At 64.5% G+C, this 14,998-nt stretch carries 17 protein-coding genes and 1 tRNA gene; 11 read left to right on the plus strand and 7 right to left on the minus strand.

Going from position 1 to position 14,998, the window contains the following annotated elements; genetic code table 11:
* Nucleotides 1-30: 30 nt before the first annotated feature.
* The 4 genes from V3G39_11970 to V3G39_11985 all read left to right on the plus strand — a co-directional run bounded on the left by V3G39_11970 (nucleotide 31) and on the right by V3G39_11985 (nucleotide 3,869).
* The gene (locus V3G39_11970) at nucleotides 31-1,266 is read left to right on the plus strand and encodes an FAD-dependent oxidoreductase (protein ID XAS75379.1); all 1,236 of its coding nucleotides are present in this window, start codon (nucleotides 31-33) and stop codon (nucleotides 1,264-1,266) included.
* Between the two features lie 200 nt (nucleotides 1,267-1,466).
* On the plus strand, nucleotides 1,467-2,123 hold the full coding sequence (locus tag V3G39_11975; protein XAS75380.1) for a hypothetical protein: 657 nt from the start codon (nucleotides 1,467-1,469) through the stop codon (nucleotides 2,121-2,123).
* A 12-nt stretch (nucleotides 2,124-2,135) separates the two neighbouring features.
* Nucleotides 2,136-2,627 (plus strand): nucleoside deaminase, encoded by a 492-nt coding sequence (locus V3G39_11980; protein XAS75381.1) that lies wholly within the window; start codon nucleotides 2,136-2,138, stop codon nucleotides 2,625-2,627.
* 429 nt (nucleotides 2,628-3,056) lie between these two features.
* Nucleotides 3,057-3,869, plus strand: coding sequence for a methyltransferase domain-containing protein (locus V3G39_11985; GenBank protein ID XAS75382.1), 813 nt, complete (start codon nucleotides 3,057-3,059; stop codon nucleotides 3,867-3,869).
* Nucleotides 3,870-3,904: 35 nt separating this feature from the next.
* Here the strand turns inward: V3G39_11985 and V3G39_11990 are convergent, their stop codons facing one another.
* Nucleotides 3,905-4,225, minus strand: a complete 321-nt coding sequence (locus V3G39_11990; GenBank protein ID XAS75383.1) for a MerR family transcriptional regulator — start codon at nucleotides 4,223-4,225, stop codon at nucleotides 3,905-3,907.
* Nucleotides 4,226-4,448: 223 nt separating this feature from the next.
* On the opposite strand from V3G39_11990, the gene V3G39_11995 reads away from it, so the two are divergent.
* Together V3G39_11995 and V3G39_12000 are read left to right on the plus strand one after the other, a co-directional pair.
* On the plus strand, nucleotides 4,449-4,880 hold the full coding sequence (locus V3G39_11995) for an HSP20 family small heat-shock protein (protein ID XAS78228.1): 432 nt from the start codon (nucleotides 4,449-4,451) through the stop codon (nucleotides 4,878-4,880).
* 20 nt (nucleotides 4,881-4,900) lie between these two features.
* A complete protein-coding gene (locus V3G39_12000; protein ID XAS75384.1) occupies nucleotides 4,901-5,194 on the plus strand; it encodes a hypothetical protein in 294 nt (97 codons plus the stop codon).
* A 212-nt stretch (nucleotides 5,195-5,406) separates the two neighbouring features.
* Here V3G39_12000 and V3G39_12005 read toward each other — a convergent pair whose 3' ends face one another.
* A complete protein-coding gene (locus tag V3G39_12005) occupies nucleotides 5,407-6,150 on the minus strand; it encodes a GAF and ANTAR domain-containing protein (GenBank protein ID XAS75385.1) in 744 nt (247 codons plus the stop codon).
* 341 nt (nucleotides 6,151-6,491) lie between these two features.
* Here V3G39_12005 and V3G39_12010 point away from each other — a divergent pair, with 341 nt between their 5' ends.
* Complete coding sequence (locus V3G39_12010; protein ID XAS75386.1) at nucleotides 6,492-7,613, plus strand: AI-2E family transporter; 1,122 nt, start codon at nucleotides 6,492-6,494, stop codon at nucleotides 7,611-7,613.
* A 94-nt stretch (nucleotides 7,614-7,707) separates the two neighbouring features.
* Here V3G39_12010 and V3G39_12015 read toward each other — a convergent pair whose 3' ends face one another.
* Together V3G39_12015 and V3G39_12020 are read right to left on the minus strand one after the other, a co-directional pair.
* A complete protein-coding gene (locus V3G39_12015) occupies nucleotides 7,708-8,496 on the minus strand; it encodes a sulfite exporter TauE/SafE family protein (protein XAS75387.1) in 789 nt (262 codons plus the stop codon).
* 229 nt (nucleotides 8,497-8,725) lie between these two features.
* The gene (locus tag V3G39_12020; GenBank protein ID XAS75388.1) at nucleotides 8,726-10,120 is read right to left on the minus strand and encodes a rhodanese-like domain-containing protein; all 1,395 of its coding nucleotides are present in this window, start codon (nucleotides 10,118-10,120) and stop codon (nucleotides 8,726-8,728) included.
* Nucleotides 10,121-10,272: 152 nt separating this feature from the next.
* Here V3G39_12020 and V3G39_12025 point away from each other — a divergent pair, with 152 nt between their 5' ends.
* The 3 genes from V3G39_12025 (at nucleotide 10,273) to V3G39_12035 (ending at nucleotide 12,578) form a co-directional block, all read left to right on the plus strand.
* Nucleotides 10,273-10,479, plus strand: coding sequence for a hypothetical protein (locus V3G39_12025; GenBank protein XAS75389.1), 207 nt, complete (start codon nucleotides 10,273-10,275; stop codon nucleotides 10,477-10,479).
* A gap of 75 nt (nucleotides 10,480-10,554) precedes the next feature.
* Nucleotides 10,555-10,821 carry a metal-sensitive transcriptional regulator gene (locus V3G39_12030; protein ID XAS75390.1) on the plus strand — a complete coding sequence of 89 codons (267 nt, stop codon included), beginning with the start codon at nucleotides 10,555-10,557 and terminating at the stop codon, nucleotides 10,819-10,821.
* Between the two features lie 161 nt (nucleotides 10,822-10,982).
* Nucleotides 10,983-12,578 carry a phospholipase D family protein gene (locus V3G39_12035; GenBank protein ID XAS75391.1) on the plus strand — a complete coding sequence of 532 codons (1,596 nt, stop codon included), beginning with the start codon at nucleotides 10,983-10,985 and terminating at the stop codon, nucleotides 12,576-12,578.
* Between the two features lie 173 nt (nucleotides 12,579-12,751).
* Here the strand turns inward: V3G39_12035 and V3G39_12040 are convergent, their stop codons facing one another.
* Nucleotides 12,752-12,961 carry a hypothetical protein gene (locus tag V3G39_12040; protein ID XAS75392.1) on the minus strand — a complete coding sequence of 70 codons (210 nt, stop codon included), beginning with the start codon at nucleotides 12,959-12,961 and terminating at the stop codon, nucleotides 12,752-12,754.
* 16 nt (nucleotides 12,962-12,977) lie between these two features.
* Entirely contained in the window at nucleotides 12,978-13,772 is a 795-nt protein-coding gene (locus V3G39_12045) for a hypothetical protein (GenBank protein ID XAS75393.1), read from the minus strand.
* 126 nt (nucleotides 13,773-13,898) lie between these two features.
* Here V3G39_12045 and V3G39_12050 point away from each other — a divergent pair, with 126 nt between their 5' ends.
* Nucleotides 13,899-14,591 carry a response regulator transcription factor gene (locus tag V3G39_12050; GenBank protein ID XAS75394.1) on the plus strand — a complete coding sequence of 231 codons (693 nt, stop codon included), beginning with the start codon at nucleotides 13,899-13,901 and terminating at the stop codon, nucleotides 14,589-14,591.
* A 279-nt stretch (nucleotides 14,592-14,870) separates the two neighbouring features.
* Here V3G39_12050 and V3G39_12055 read toward each other — a convergent pair.
* Nucleotides 14,871-14,944 (minus strand) — tRNA-Pro (locus V3G39_12055).
* Between the last annotated feature and the right edge of the window lie 54 nt (nucleotides 14,945-14,998).

Below are 14,998 nucleotides of genomic sequence, written 5' to 3' on the forward strand. Positions count from 1 at the left end.
CCTGACCACCTCAACCACCAGGAGTTCGACATGACCGAACAAGACCCCTTCATCATCGTCGGCGCGAGCCTCGCCGGAGCCAAGGCAGCCGAAGCGCTGCGGGAGGAAGGTTACGAAGGGCCGATCATCCTCATCGGCGATGAGGAAGACCGGCCCTACGAGCGGCCGGCGCTGTCGAAGGAGTACCTGCAGGGCAAGGCAGAGCGTGATTCCTTCGATGTACACGTTGCGGACTGGTACGACGCGCACCACGTCCAGCTGCGACTGTCCACGACTGTCACCGCAATCAACCCGGCAACTCATCGGGTGACGCTCGGCGACGGCACACAGCTGCGTTACGCAAAGCTGCTGTTGACCACGGGCTCCAGAGTTCGTCCGCTGGCGGTGCCTGGCGCGGACCTCGCGGGCGTGCACTATCTGCGCACTGTTGCGGACAGCGACGGGATTCGCGCAGCCTTTGCCAAGGCATCACGTGTTGTCGTCATCGGGGCAGGGTGGATCGGGTTGGAGACCGCCGCGGCGGCTCGGGCGGCTGACGTCGAGGTGACGGTGCTGGAGAATGCCGAGCTGCCACTGCTGCGGGTGCTCGGAGCGGAAGTTGCTCAGTCATTCGCGGACCTGCACACCGACCATGGGGTCGATCTTCGCCTCGGTGTGTCGGTCAAGGCACTTACCGGCGACAACGGTCGGGTCACCGGTGTGGAGCTCGAGGACGGCACCCACCTGGAAGCGGACGCGGTGATCGTAGGCGTCGGGATCGTTCCGAATTCTGACATCGCGGAGGCGGCCGGCCTCGAAGTCGACAATGGAGTGCGCGTCAACGCATCTCTGCAGTCCAGCGATGCCGACATCTACGCTGCCGGTGATGTCGCCAATGCGCACCATCCGTTCCTGCAACGCCAACTACGTGTTGAGCACTGGGCAAACGCCACCTACCAACCAGCAGTTGCCGCGAAGTCGATGCTCGGTACTGCGGGCGAATACGACAGCCTGCCCTATTTCTTCTCCGATCAATACGACCTCGGGATGGAATACACCGGGTACGCAGAACCTGCTGAATGCGACGAGGTCGTCATTCGCGGATCGTTGAAGGACCGCGAATACATCGCGTTCTGGCTGATGGGTGGCAAGGTGCAAGCCGGGATGAACGTCAACGTTTGGGACGTGACGGAAGATATAGAGGCACTCATCCGATCGGGCAAGCAGGTCGACACAGCGCAACTCGCCAATACCGACACGCCGCTGGGTTCCGTCATCCAGCATTGACGCCTACCGCTGACCCTGGGGCGTGCGTGCACTCGTGAGACTGCATGCATGCCCCCAGGGCCGTGCAGGAGTCGGCGGGCCCTGCGTATCCCAGACTGTTCACCGTTTGCGGACCCCCCGTCCGAGCGATCTGAGGAAGATCGAGGACAACGCCATAGTCTCGTCGTCCTCGTCGCACGGATCCGTGCCAGGGTGGTCCGATGAAGCTGTCCAGGGAGTCGAGGCTCACGGGAGCATGGGTCTGCATCGCGGTGCTTCTGCTCACCGTCATTCAGCTCGCGATCGGAGCCTTCGGCGACCTCCCCCAGTTTGCTGACAAGGGATTCGGCTATCGCCTGGTCGTGTATCCGGTGTTGATGTTGATAGTCCCGCTGGTATGGCGTTTGCGAAATCGCGATGTTGCCACCCGGTCGGTGCCGTGGGTCGCTTTCGCGCTCATCGGGGCGCCGTTCCTGATCGACGTGTCAGGAAACACCGCCGGGTTGTACGACTCGATCGACGTGTGGGACAACATCAACCACTTCGTAAACTGGATGCTGCTGTCAGCCGGCATCGGACTGCTTCTCGCGCGAATAGACATCCGCCCAGCGTGGATGTTGGTGCTGCTGATCACCGGTATCGGGTGTCTCCTGGCCCTTGGTTGGGAGATCGGCGAGTGGTGGACTTTCATTCGGCGCGGAACCGAACTGAAAGGAGCGTACGAGGACACGCTCAGCGACGAACTTCTCGGCACGGCAGGCGCATTCGTCGCTGGACTCCTCGTGGCGCGATGGAGAACCGGTGTCGGCAGCTCGGCGGTGGGGCCGCTCCACAGGTCAAAGGACTCAGGCATCTACAGTGATGATTCCCCACTTTGATACGGAGTCCCCATGCCTGACACGAGCAGTACCACGGCCCTGACTCAACGCGCCGTCGATCTGGCTGTTGAAAATGTACAGGCGGGCGGAAAACCGTTCGCGTGCGTCATCGTCGATGCGACAACCGGCCAGGTGGTGCACGAAGCGGCGAACCAGGTCTCCCAGACCGGCGACGTAACCGCCCACGCTGAGATCGTCGCCATCCGCGAGCTCGCCGCTGCCGGGCGCACCGACCTGACCGGTTGCGATGTCTACATCACCGCCTACCCGTGCCCGATGTGCCTCGGCGCGCTCTATTACGCCGCGCCGGAACGGGTTCTGTACGCGTCCAGCCGCGAGCAGGAAGGCGAACACTACGAGGACGGCGGTCGCTACATGACCCTCGGGACGTTCTACGAGGAGTACTCCAAGCCGGCCGCGGAGCAGAGTCTGCCGTCGGTGCACATCTCCACCAATGACCCCACAGCCGCGTTCCGACTATGGACCAGCCGCAACAAAGATTGACGCGACTCAGAGCAGAAATACGTGAGAGGCGTTTCGGGGCCGCCTCTTTCTGTGTCGGCCCAGTCAACGGGCTGACAACATCGGCGGCTGCGGTTCTCTGGCTCGACAACTCTGGAAGTCACACCGCATCTGTCCGCGACCGCGACACCGTTGATCACCGAGCGCCAGTTGTACCCTCGCGGCAGCTCACACAAACCTACAGTTCAGCGCTGGCAGAGGAGTAACGCGAAGGGCATCAGGTGCGGGGACGATTCCTGAATTTGGCACTCGTGTCGGGCAGGCTGTAACTATGAATTCACCTCTGATACAGGCGTCTTCGGCTGGTACGCCAGCTATGGCGGATTTTGCAGCGGCGAGTTCTGCAACGGCGGCGTACGAGTTGTTGGACCTACGGCGTCCACCCAGGGTGACCGGGGTGGACTTGCGACGATGCCCGGGTTCGTACCGGATCGCAACGTGCGGGCAGTCACCGCGATGAGCGTGTCCTGCACGGCAATGGATGCCGAGTTCGACACGTTAGCGACCTGGACAGCGCAGGTAGCCGCCGATCTGACCCCGGCCGACCGGATCCCAGCAGGATGCCGAGGTAGCGGCAACCCCGGCGCCATGCACTGGCTATTGGACCACCTGCAACCGCAACCGGGCCAGACCTTCCTGGACGCCGGCGCCGGCATCGGCGGACCGGCCGCGTTCGCCGCCGCAGAAACCGGCGTACGCCCCCTGCTGACCGAACCCCAACCCGGGGCATGCCGAGCCGCGCGGTCCCTGTTCGACCTCCCCGCCCTGCGCGCCAACAGTCGCTTACCCATCGCAACTGGGGCCATTGCGGGCGGGTGGAGCCTGGGAGTGCTCTCGACCATGCAGGATCAGCCTCAATTCCTGGCCGAAATACGACGGGTACTACGCCCTCAGGCGCGTTTCGGCCTGATCGTGTACTGCGCCGCCCACCCCGGACCCTTACGCCAGCCACCACCTGAAGGGAACAACTTCCCCACCGAACGCGCCCTGGGCGCCCTGCTGGAGCACGCGTCGCTACGGGTACTGACCAGCGGGTGGATAGAGCACTTTGCTGCACTACCAGCCGGCTGGGCGGACGCGACCCACACCGTGCAAGCCGAGCTCGAACACCGCCACCGCAACGATCCCCGCTGGCAACGAGCCGAAGAACAATCCAGCCGGATGGGCGCGCTGCTCACCACCGGTGAAGTACGCGGACAACTACTCGTGGTCCAGCCGGCCTGAGACTGCGATACACCTCGGCCGGGCGCGCGGCCAAGTCACACCGTGCCCTGACCCGGCCCCACGGATGGATCGTTGATGTCGCGCCCGGCGCGTTGGGGTGGGTTGTCGCGGAGTTCGCTGTTCTCATCTTGCAGCTCTAAGACCATCGCGATGCCGGCAAGGTTGAGCCCTTCCCTCTGCAGGTTGCTGATGCGTCGGAGCCGGGCCAGGTCGTTGCTGCTGTAGCGGCGGGTACCGCCGATGGTGCGCTCGGGGTGCAGCAGGCCTCGCGTTTCGTACAGGCGCAGGCTTTGCGCGGGGGTTCCGACAAGTTCGGCTGCGACAGTGATGCTGTACACCCCGCGCGCGGTGTCCACCGGGGCTGATGATGGGTGACCGCTGACAGGTTCCTGGTGGGCTTGTGCGTGCTGGTCCCGGTGGTCTCGCGTCACGATCCTCATCTTTTCCAAAATCTGGATAGGTGCTCCTCTTGCATGAGCCTCTCACGGGTGTTATAAAAAACCTATGGCAATCGCCACAGATCCCCATCCCGGGGGTCTGGGTAACAGGTGAGAGAAAGGAACGATCGACATGCCTGCGATGCTCATGCGTACAGACCCGTTTCGGGAGCTGGACCGGCTGACCCAACAAGTACTCGGTGCCGCCGGGACTCCCGCGCGCCCCTCGGTGATGCCGATGGATGCCTGGCGTGATGGTGACACGTTCCACATCGAGTTCGACCTGCCCGGGGTGGCCCCGGACTGCATCGACCTGGACGTGGAACGCAACGTGGTCACCGTACGAGCCGAACGCCCAGCGTTGGACAGGGACACCGAAATGCTGGCCGCTGAACGCCCTCGTGGAGTCTTCTCCCGCCAGCTGGTCCTGGGTGACAACGTGGACACCGAGCGAATCGACGCCAGCTACGACGCGGGAGCGTTGACGTTGACCATTCCGGTTGCGGAAAAAGCAAAGCCCCGCAAGATCCGTATCAGTGGCCACGACCACGACCGCACCACGATCAGCGCCTGAGGGGTTGATGGGGCATCGTGATGGCAACGCCGCTGGCCACCGCCACCGAACCCGAGCCCGCCGCGGTCGACGAGGTCTTCCTGGAACTCATCCTGGGCGACCCGGACCTGCTGGAGGCGCAGTTCACGGCCATCACCGCTGATGAGGGCACCGGGCAGCGACCACCCGAAGAGTCACTGGTCGTGAAGGATGTTCCCGGTCGGGGCTGGCCCGCAGTCCTACGGGGCAGCACCAGTGCGGTCCGCCTACCCGCCAGGGTCGGTGAGCGCATCACCAGGCGGCGTAACAGGCAACGGTCCCCGCCTCAAGCCTGACCCGCTCCGTTCCGTTCCGCTCCGAAACGTTGATGGAAGGCAGGTGATCGCATCGATATACGACGTATCCCATTCGTGAACACTGTCGGGCGGCCCGCGCCTGTCAGCCCCGACCCTTTGTCGACCCTCGCATGCACCACACGGCGACAAACTATCTCGGGGCATTCAGGCCGGGCCGCACCCTCGTTGCGGGCGGCTCGGAGAAGTGCTGGTCAGGTGGCGATGGACTGATCGGGGGTGATGGGGCCGGCGTCGGGCAGGGCACGGGTGTGCACGATCTCCTGCGCGATCTGAACGAGTTTGCGGTTCGTGTCCTGGGAGACGCGGCGTAGGAACGCGAACGCTTCAGTGTCGCCGATGTTGTACCGCTCCATCAGGATCCCCTCAGCCTGCCCGATCACGGTGCGGCTGATGATGCTCTTGTCACGGTTGTGGATGTCCCTGCTGTCCGAGACCGCGACCGCCAGATGCGCGGCCAAGCTTTCCGCGATAGTGAAATCGTCACCGGTAAAAGCTCCGGGTCGATCGCAGTACAAGTTCATCGCTCCGAAAGATCGCTCATGGGTGAACAGCAGCATCGACAGCAACGAGCCCACCCCCAGCTCTTCATGTACCTGGCGGGCCCACTCGGGCCAGCGAGTCTCCCCAGCCAGGTCGGACACGTAGAGGGATCGGTTCTCAAACCGGGCCACGTCCACGCACGGGCCCTGGCCCAGGTCGTGCTGGACGTCATCAGCCCGCGCCACCACACCATCACTCGCCGCGCCCGCACTGATCTTCTTGCCGGACACCAGGGTAATTCCGGCGTGATCACACGCAGGAACCAACGCGACCGCCAGATCCACCCCGGCCTGCATTCGCTCCCTCGGGTCGAGCGACTGGTGCAGATCCCGCGGAACATCGACACCGGAACCCGGCAGGGAGGGCTGGGCAGGGCCACGTGCAGACAGATTCATAGCGGATCCGATGCTTCACGCCTAGCCCCCGGTTTCGAGAGAAAGACGAAATGATCGAGAGCCCACTGCCAGACCCGCGTAACCCCCAGCATCCCACCCGTCGGCACCTACCAGTCGCGTCCGCGGCCCATACCGCCTACCGTGAACAGCACAGGATCTCGGGTATCCGGATATCTAAGGACCTCAGGCCCCGCCGGTTGACTTCCACAGCCGGTGGGACCACATCCCCTCCTGGCAGCCACTCTGACACGCTGAGTGGCCGGCGAGATGTTCATCAGGTTGGTCCCACCGCGGGATGATCAGACGGTGAGCAATCCATTGCGACAGAAGCAAGGTCGGGCATGACGCGACGAGCTGATGCACCGGACGAGCCCACCCCCGACTTTGATGCGGCACCTGCCACTGGCGGGAACGGCGTTCACCCGGCGGCGCAACTAGGACCCCGCCTGAACCGACGCTCGCCGTTCATCATCGGCCTGATGGCAGCGGCCGGTGTCGTTGTCATCTACTGGTTGGCGTTGGTGCTGGGGTCGATGCGCAGCGAGCTGGTCCTCATCGGATCCGCGTTGTTCATCGCGATGGGCCTGCAACCGGTGGTGGCGTGGCTCGAGCGCCACCACTTCCGCCGTGGCCTCGCCGTGACGGCGGTGTTCCTGTTCTTCCTCGCCCTGGTCATCGCGTTCCTGGTCGCGGCAATCCCCCCGATCGTCGCGCAGGCGACCCAGCTCATCAACGACATCCCTTTCTACGTCGCACAGCTGCAGAACAAATCCTCGCTCGCCGGGCGACTGAACACCCAGTACAACATCGAGTCCAAGCTCATGTCCGCGGTGAGCGGACCCTCGATGCTGGGCAACGTCGTCGGCATCGGCGAGGCCATTTTCGGGTACGTCACCAACCTCGTCCTGCTGACCGTGCTCACGGCATACTTCCTGGTCGACCTGCCCCGCGTGCGACGCCTTCTCTACCGCCTGCTGCCGGCGTCACGGCGCCCTCGGGCGGTGCTGCTCGGCGACCAGATCATCGAAAAAGTAGGGGCGTACGTACTGGGCAAGGTGATCATCTCGATCGTCACCGCGGTTTCCACCTACATCTGGTTGGTGATCTTCGGCGTTCCCTACCCGCTGCTACTCAGCGTCCTGGTCGCCCTGCTGGACCTCATCCCCGTGGTCGGTTCGAGCATCGCCGGGGTGTTCGTGTGCGCAGTTGCGCTTACCGTCTCCATTCCGGTGGCGGTGTACACGGTGGGCTTTTTCCTCGCGCAGCGGGTGATCGAGGACTACGTACTCATCCCCCGCATCATCGGACGGGTGGTGAAGGTACCGGGGGTGATCACCGTGGTCGCAGTCATCCTGGGTGCAGCGGTCCTGGGCCTGGTCGGCGCGCTCATCGCCATCCCGGTCGCCGCTGCGGTGCAGCTCATCATCGAAGAGGTCGTGATTCCCCGGATGGACAAGGAGTAGTAGCGCACCGGGCGCAGGCGGATCCCCGCGCGGCAGTGGGCCACCAGGCCGGCGAAGTGTGTAGGACCCGGTCTCTGGTGGGGGCCCGGTCGGGTCAGTTGAGGCTGAACGCGCTGTGCATCGCTACGTAGACCGCAACGACGATGAGCAGCCCGGCGAACGCCCGACTGAGCGCGAGGTTGGAAACCCGGTTGGCGACCCGGGTGCCGAGCAGAGACCCGGTGATCGCGGCCACCGTGAAGGGAACGATCACCGACCAGTCGAAGGTTGCGTGACCGGCCCGGGCGGCCAGGGCAGCGGCTGAGTTCAGGGCGATGATCAACAGTGAGGTACCGACCGCGACGGGCATGGTGAAGCCCAGCATCATGACCAGGGCGGGCACGATGATGAATCCACCGCCGACGCCGAGGAACCCGGTCAGGAACCCGACCAGCAGGCCGGCGAAGATGAACTTCGCAACACCGGCGGGGCTCATCCCCTTTCGAACCCCCGACATCTTGCTCTCATCGGGCGACCTGGGGCCGGTCGCACGGCGCAGCATGCCGGCTGCTGCGAGCAGCATCAACGCAGCGAACGCGAGGAGTAGCAGGTTGGGGTCGACCTGCCGGTTCAGGGCGGTGCCGACCAGGGATGCGGCGATACCGGTGATCCCGAAGGTGATTCCGGTCGCCCAGCGCACATGGGCGGATCGGGCGTGTCCGAACGCGCCGATCAGCGCGGTGATACCGACGATGACCAGACTGGCGGTGGTGGCTGCACGGGCCGGCTCACCCAGCACGTACACCAGCGCCGGGACGGTCAGGATCGAACCGCCGCCGCCGAGGGCGCCGAGGCTGATACCGATCAGCAGACCCAGCAGTACCGAGCCACCCAGGATCAGCACCGGTCATGGGCCTTAGCCACGGCCGAACAATCGGCTCAGGAACGATCCCTGCCGGCTGCTCGGCGCGGTCGGGTGCCCGGGGCACCGGTCAGCGCGAGGAACGCGGCCCATGACCTGGTCCACGTGCTGACCGCAGCCGGCCCAGGTGGTCTTGCCGCAGATCTTGCAGGTAATGGCACGACACATAGGTGTTTCTCCGAATCAGTCGATGGTGCTGTGGGGTGAGTAGTCAGGAGGTGAGCGGGAGTCCGCTGGTGGTGGCGTGCTCATCGAAGCTGTCGTCGATGAGCACGACGGGCAGGTCGTGGGCAGCCAGGACCGAGGCGGCGATCGACGCGCGGTAACCGCTGGCGCAGTGCACCCATACTTCCCCGCGCGGTACCTGGTCCAGGTGGCCCAGCAGTTCGTGCAGCGGGATGTTGAGAGCGCCCTCGATGTGGCTGGTGGCGAACTCGGCGGAGCGCCGAACGTCCAGGACCGGCACCGTGCGGTGGTGGCGCACCTGGGCCAGGTCGGCGAACTGCGCGCGGTGGAAGGAACCCAACGATTCAGTGGTCCAGTCGCGGGGCTCCCCGGTAGCGGCGCCGTCCAGGCGGTCGATGCCGATACGGGTCAGCTCACGTTGGGCCTGCGCGACCTGCTCGGGGTTGTCACCCAGCAGGGTCAGCGGGGTATCCCACGGGATCAACCACCCCAGGTACGTCGCGAACTGACCCTCGACACCGACGTTCAGGGTGCCGCTCACGTGCCCGGCAGCGAACGCGGTCCGGTTGCGTAGATCCACGATCCACTCCCGGTCAGCGATCCGGTGCGCCAGGGTCGCGGCATCGACAATCTGCGGGGTGTCGAGGTTCGGTGCGGTGGGGCCGGCGGCGTTGCCCGGTGACATGTGTACGTAGTAGGCCGGGTAGTCCCCCAATCCGGCGAGAATGTCCTGCGCCCAGTGCTGCTCGTCCTGGATCAACGCCGGGTTGATGTCCTTCTCGGCGCCGATCGTTGAGTCCGTGGCGCCCCCGGTCGAACCAGCCGAGCAGAACGAGCCGAACCCGTGGGTGGGTAGCACCTGCGTCTGATCGGGCAACTCCGTCGCCAGGCGGTGCACCGAGGCGAACTGATGATGCAAGAGGTCCTGGGTGTGGTCCTGCCCGAGCAGATCAGGGCGCCCGGTCGCGCCGAACAGCAACGACCCGCCGGTGAATACCCCGACTGTCTCCGCTCCTTCGAAGCCCTGGGGACCAACGGCCTCCAAGGCATACGACAGATGGGTGAAGGTGTGACCAGGAGTAGCGATCACCCGTACCCGCATCGTCGCTGACACCTGCACCACGTCACCATCGCGGACCGGAACCCGATCGAAGGAAACCTCGTCGTCGGCGTTCACGTAGTAGCCCGCTCCAGTGACGTGCGACAGAGCCAGGCCACCGGTCAGATAGTCGTTATGCAGATGCGTCTCGAAAACGTGCGTGATCCGCACCCCATGCTCAGTCGCCAGATCAAGCATCCGGTCGATATCACGCTGCGGATCAATCACCACCGCCACCGTCCCGTCGTGCACCAGGTAGGAGCGATCACCCAAGGTTGGCGTCTCCACGGTCAGCACCATCGGTTGTTTCGAGGTCGTCATCACAGATTCCTTCTCGTCCGGCACAGCTTCGGCCGGACTGAGTCGGCGGTCTCACTTTCGCGAGGGATCAAATACCCATGGGGGTATGTTCAGAGTAGCCTCAAATACCGCCAGGGGTATACCTACCGGATCGTCGACCAATAAGGAACGCCATGAGCTACGCACTCAGCACGACCATCCGTCAACCGTTCGCTGCGACCGTCCAGGCCACCCGGGACGCGCCGGCCGACCAGGCCTTCGGTGTCCTGACCGAGATCGATCTCGCCGCCGCCCTCAAAGCCAAAATCGATGAACACATCGCGCCGCAGGTCATGCTGGGCCCCTGCCCCACGTCGCCACCGACGCCCGCGACAGACTGACCAAGACCCTCGCCGCAGTCACCAGCCTCGCCACCCGCTGACCCCCACCCCGACCGAACCCGCAAAGGACCACCCATGGTCGCTCTCGACCCCACCGACATGACCCCCGTGCTCAACCGGCTACGCCGAGCACAAGGCCAACTCGGCGGCGTGATCCGCCTGATCGAAGAAGGACGCGACTGCAAAGACGTCGTCACCCAACTCGCAGCAGTCAACCGGGCACTGGACCGCGCCGGATTCGCCATCGTCTCCACCGGCATGCGCCAATGCCTCACCTCCCCCGACGGCATCAGCCCCGAAGACCAGGCCACCATGGAAAAGCTCTTCCTCACCCTGTCCTGACACCCCACCGCGCACGTGGCTGCCTGCGGAACGCTCCGATGGGCGACCGGGGTGCATCGCAACCATGGGTCCGGCGCCCGCTGCCCATCCTGTTGCGACGATCCCGCGAATCAGCTCAGCGACTGCTGGCCCAAGCGAGTTCCGCGCGGTTGGATGAGGGCATGGATGTTGCTGACTGGTTTTTGAGCGCGGCCGAGCGCGGCAATCCCGCCACCCGCCTGGACTCTCGCCACGACGATGGGCGAGCGTGGACCTCGGGTAATGAGGTCCTTCCCTTGGTGCACGGAGTGACCTACTTCGCTCAGTTGCTGAGGTGTCTGTGCGAACTTCGCGCAGGGGACCTGGTGTTGTTCACTGACTGGCGCGGTGATCCCGACCAGCACCTGGATGAGTCGGGCGCACAGGTCACGACCGCGTTGTGTGACGCCGCCAGCCGGGGCGTGGTGGTGAAGGGGCTGATCTGGCGTTCGCACCTGGACAAACTCTCCTTCAGTGAGCAGCAGAACCGTCATCTCGGTGAGGAGATCGAGGCGGCCGGTGGTCAGTGCCTGCTGGACCAGCGGGTCCGTCCGGGCGCCTCCCACCATCAGAAGTTCGTCGTCATGCGTCACCCCGGTCGCCCCGAACTGGACGTCGCGTTCGTCGGAGGTATCGACTTGTGTCACAGCAGGCGCGATGACGCCGCACATGCCGGTGATCCACAAAAGCAGCCGATGGCTGAGGTCTACGGGCACCGTCCCCCGTGGCACGACATCCAGGTAATGGTCCAAGGTCCGGCAGTAGCCGATGTCGAGGCCACGTTCCGGGAGCGGTGGCAGGACCCTGCGCCGCTGAGTCGTAACCCGATCAACCTGCTCAGCGAACGGCTGCGTCATGATGACCACACCGCCGATCCGCTGCCGGATCAACTGCCCGACCCTGCGCCGAGGGGAAGCGCCTACGTGCAGGTAGTACGCACCTACGGCAACCGGCATCCCGGGTACCCGTTCGCCCCGCACGGTGAGCGCAGCGTGGCCCGCGCGTACTCCAAAGTGATCCAGCGCGCCGAGCGGCTGATCTACCTCGAAGACCAGTACCTGTGGAACACCGACATCGTGGCGTGCTTCGCCGACGCGTTACGTACCTCGCCTGCACTACAACTCATCGCGGTCATTCCCCACCACCCCGATCAGGACGGGCGATTCTCACTGCCACCAAACCTCGTCGGACGACAGGCAGCGTTGGACCTGCTGCACGCCGCGGGACCAGGGCGAGTGGCCGTCTACGGGGTGGAGAACCCCGCGAGCACACCGGTCTACGTGCACGCCAAAGTGTGTGTGGTCGATGACGTCTGGGCAGCGGTCGGGTCGGACAACATCAACCGCCGCTCCTGGACGCACGACTCAGAAATCGCGTGCGCAGTCCTGGACGACGCGCATGGCCCACGCGAACCACAGATCATCGACCGTTTCGGCTCCGGCGCGCGTACGTTCGCCCGCGAGCTGCGTTTGGAACTGGGCCGCGAGCACCTGGACCTCGACACCGACACCGCGTTGATCGATCCCGCCCGCGCATTCGAGACATTCGCGGCCAGCGCTACCCGCCTGCAGGCATGGCATGACGGCGGACGCAGCGGGCAACGACCACCGGGCAGATTGCGGCCCTACCAACAGCCACGGTTGTCGCGCCGAACCCTGGCCTGGGCAACCCCGCTCTACCGGATCATCTACGACCCGGACGGGCGCCCACTAGGCATGCGTTACACCCACTGTTTCTGATTGACAACGGGGGATTTCGAGGCGCTTCGTGAGTTCTGCGGATCAGGCTTTGAACACCGCGGAGTCTGTTCAGTCCGTTGTGGAGTGGCCCCGTAACGGGTTGCTGCACAACACGATCCGCTGTGACCGCGATGGTCACAGCGGATCGTCTTGCTCCAGTGCTGGTTACCGGGCTAGTAGATGCGGCGTCGAGATCCACCGATGGGGACCAAGTTGATCACCACGCCGACCACGAGCAGCACGATGCCGATCCACAGCAGGACGTGCAGGCTGGCGACCAGTAGGGCCAGGATTATAAGAATGATTCCGAGAACAACCATGGTGACTCCTTTGATGTTGTGAAACGGTGGTGTTGCGGTGGGTCTTTCGAACTCATCAGTCAAGCAGCCAACTGGTTACTCAAGCAATGGGCACGGTGTGGTCCACCCGTCGGTGGTAACGCATCCCAGCCAGTCCGCCCAGGATCGCCCCGATCAGGGCAGCGACGGCGACAACGAGCAGGGCGATGATCCCGGCGGTGGTCAAGGTGCCTTCGCGGACCGGAATACGGGGAAAGATGTTCAGGGTGGCCGACACGTTGTATTTCTGCCCGGCTGCTGCCGCCAGCACCGCGAGCACGACAGCGATGACCAGGGTCCATACCCATACAGCGACGCCCTGGCTGATGCCGTTGAAGCGGGCCATCCGGCCGGCGACGTACCCACCGCAGTAGTAGGACACCAGCACGATCACCAACAACACGATCGCCCCCACGATCCCCACGGTGTTGGAGCTGCTCGTCCCACCATCAGCGGCCTTCGTGATGTCGTTGCTGCCGACTCCGACCGCAGCGCCGGCAGCCGCGAGCAGCGCGGTCAGCAGAACCGCCATTCCCGTGGCGGTCAACCACCCGAAGAACGCAGACCCGACCTTGACACCCCCATGCCGGTCCTTCTGGACCTGGGTCACTGCCTCGGGATCGACCAGTACACGCTCATCGTCGGCAGCCACCACCCGATCCGATCCACGGCGATCAACCTCGACCCGCTCGTTGCGGGTGTCGCGGATGCGTTCCTCTTCAGGGGTGCCCGTGGTGGGGTCTGCATCTCTGCCCTGGCGCCACGGCGTCCCCGGCTGTGAACGGTCGCCATCTTCAGCGACGGACTCGTCGAAGGGGCGAGCCCCGCCCGCACCGTCGTTGTTGTTGGTAACCACTGGAATCTCTCCTTCATGTCGAACGAAATCAGCTCGGACTGCCAGAACGGGTTGTTCCCGCATGACAACACTCTGACACCCCTCAGGAGGTGGTACCACCCCCCCTGGGAGGTTTATATTTCATTCATGGCAAAGGACTCCCTACCCCATGCCCGCAAGGGCTCCCGGGGGCCGATCACCGTGGCGCTGGTCGATGACTACGACGTGGTCCTGCTCGGGGTGGCCCGCATCATCGACCAGTACCGGACGCGGGTCATCGTCGCGGAAATGGACACCAACGAACCCCTGGCCGACACCGTCGACATCGTGCTGTACGACGCGTTCGCCCAACCTGAGTCGGACCGGGACGAAATCGCCGTGCTGATCAAGAATCCCCATGCACGCAAAGTGGTGGTCTACACCTGGAACTTCCACCCCCAACTGATAGCCGCCGCCCGCGCCCTGGGGGTGCACGGGTACCTATCCAAATCGATACCTGCCCGTGACTTCATCACCGCGCTGGAAGCAGTACACGCAGGACAGATCGTGATCAGCGACCCCCCCGGATCAGCCCGCGCAGTAACCGGGCTGGACTGGCCAGGCCGCGCCGAAGGCCTGACCGACCGCGAATCAGAGGTCCTCGCCCTGATCACCCAAGGAAAAAGCAACCCCGAAATAGCCACCCTGACCTACCTCGCGCCCAACACCGTGAAGTCCTACACCCGCATCATCTACCGCAAACTCGCCCTCACCAGCCGCGTCCACGCCGTCCTATGGGGCATCGAACACGGCTTCTCCCCCGACCACCACCGCATCGACCACTGGCGCGGCGGACCCTGACCCACCACACAACTCCGCCGGTTCTCTGGATTGCCCGCTCACGGCCACCGAAGACCTGACATGAGTCCCCTGTGTCGGGCAACGCCTTCCGACAGCCTGCAGCGACGTGTGCACCCAGCCACGACGGGACAAGGAAACGGGATCAGCATCCGGCCGGGATTCGCCCCACCGTGGCCAGGGAACGAAAGAAGGGACCGGGCGGACCCAGTCCCTTTTTCCCAGAACCCTGCACGGCCACGTTTCGCGACCTCGCAAGGTTCTGACCTGCACACACATCTGTCGGGCTGACAGGATTTGAACCTGCGACCCCTTGACCCCCAGTCAAGTGCGCTACCAAACTGCGCCACAGCCCGTTGCCCCGGAGGGCGAGCGAAACAATATCCCACCGAGTGCGCCGCCGCCCAATC

Source organism: Dermatophilaceae bacterium Sec6.4, assembly GCA_039636865.1.
GTDB lineage: Bacteria > Actinomycetota > Actinomycetes > Actinomycetales > Dermatophilaceae > Allobranchiibius.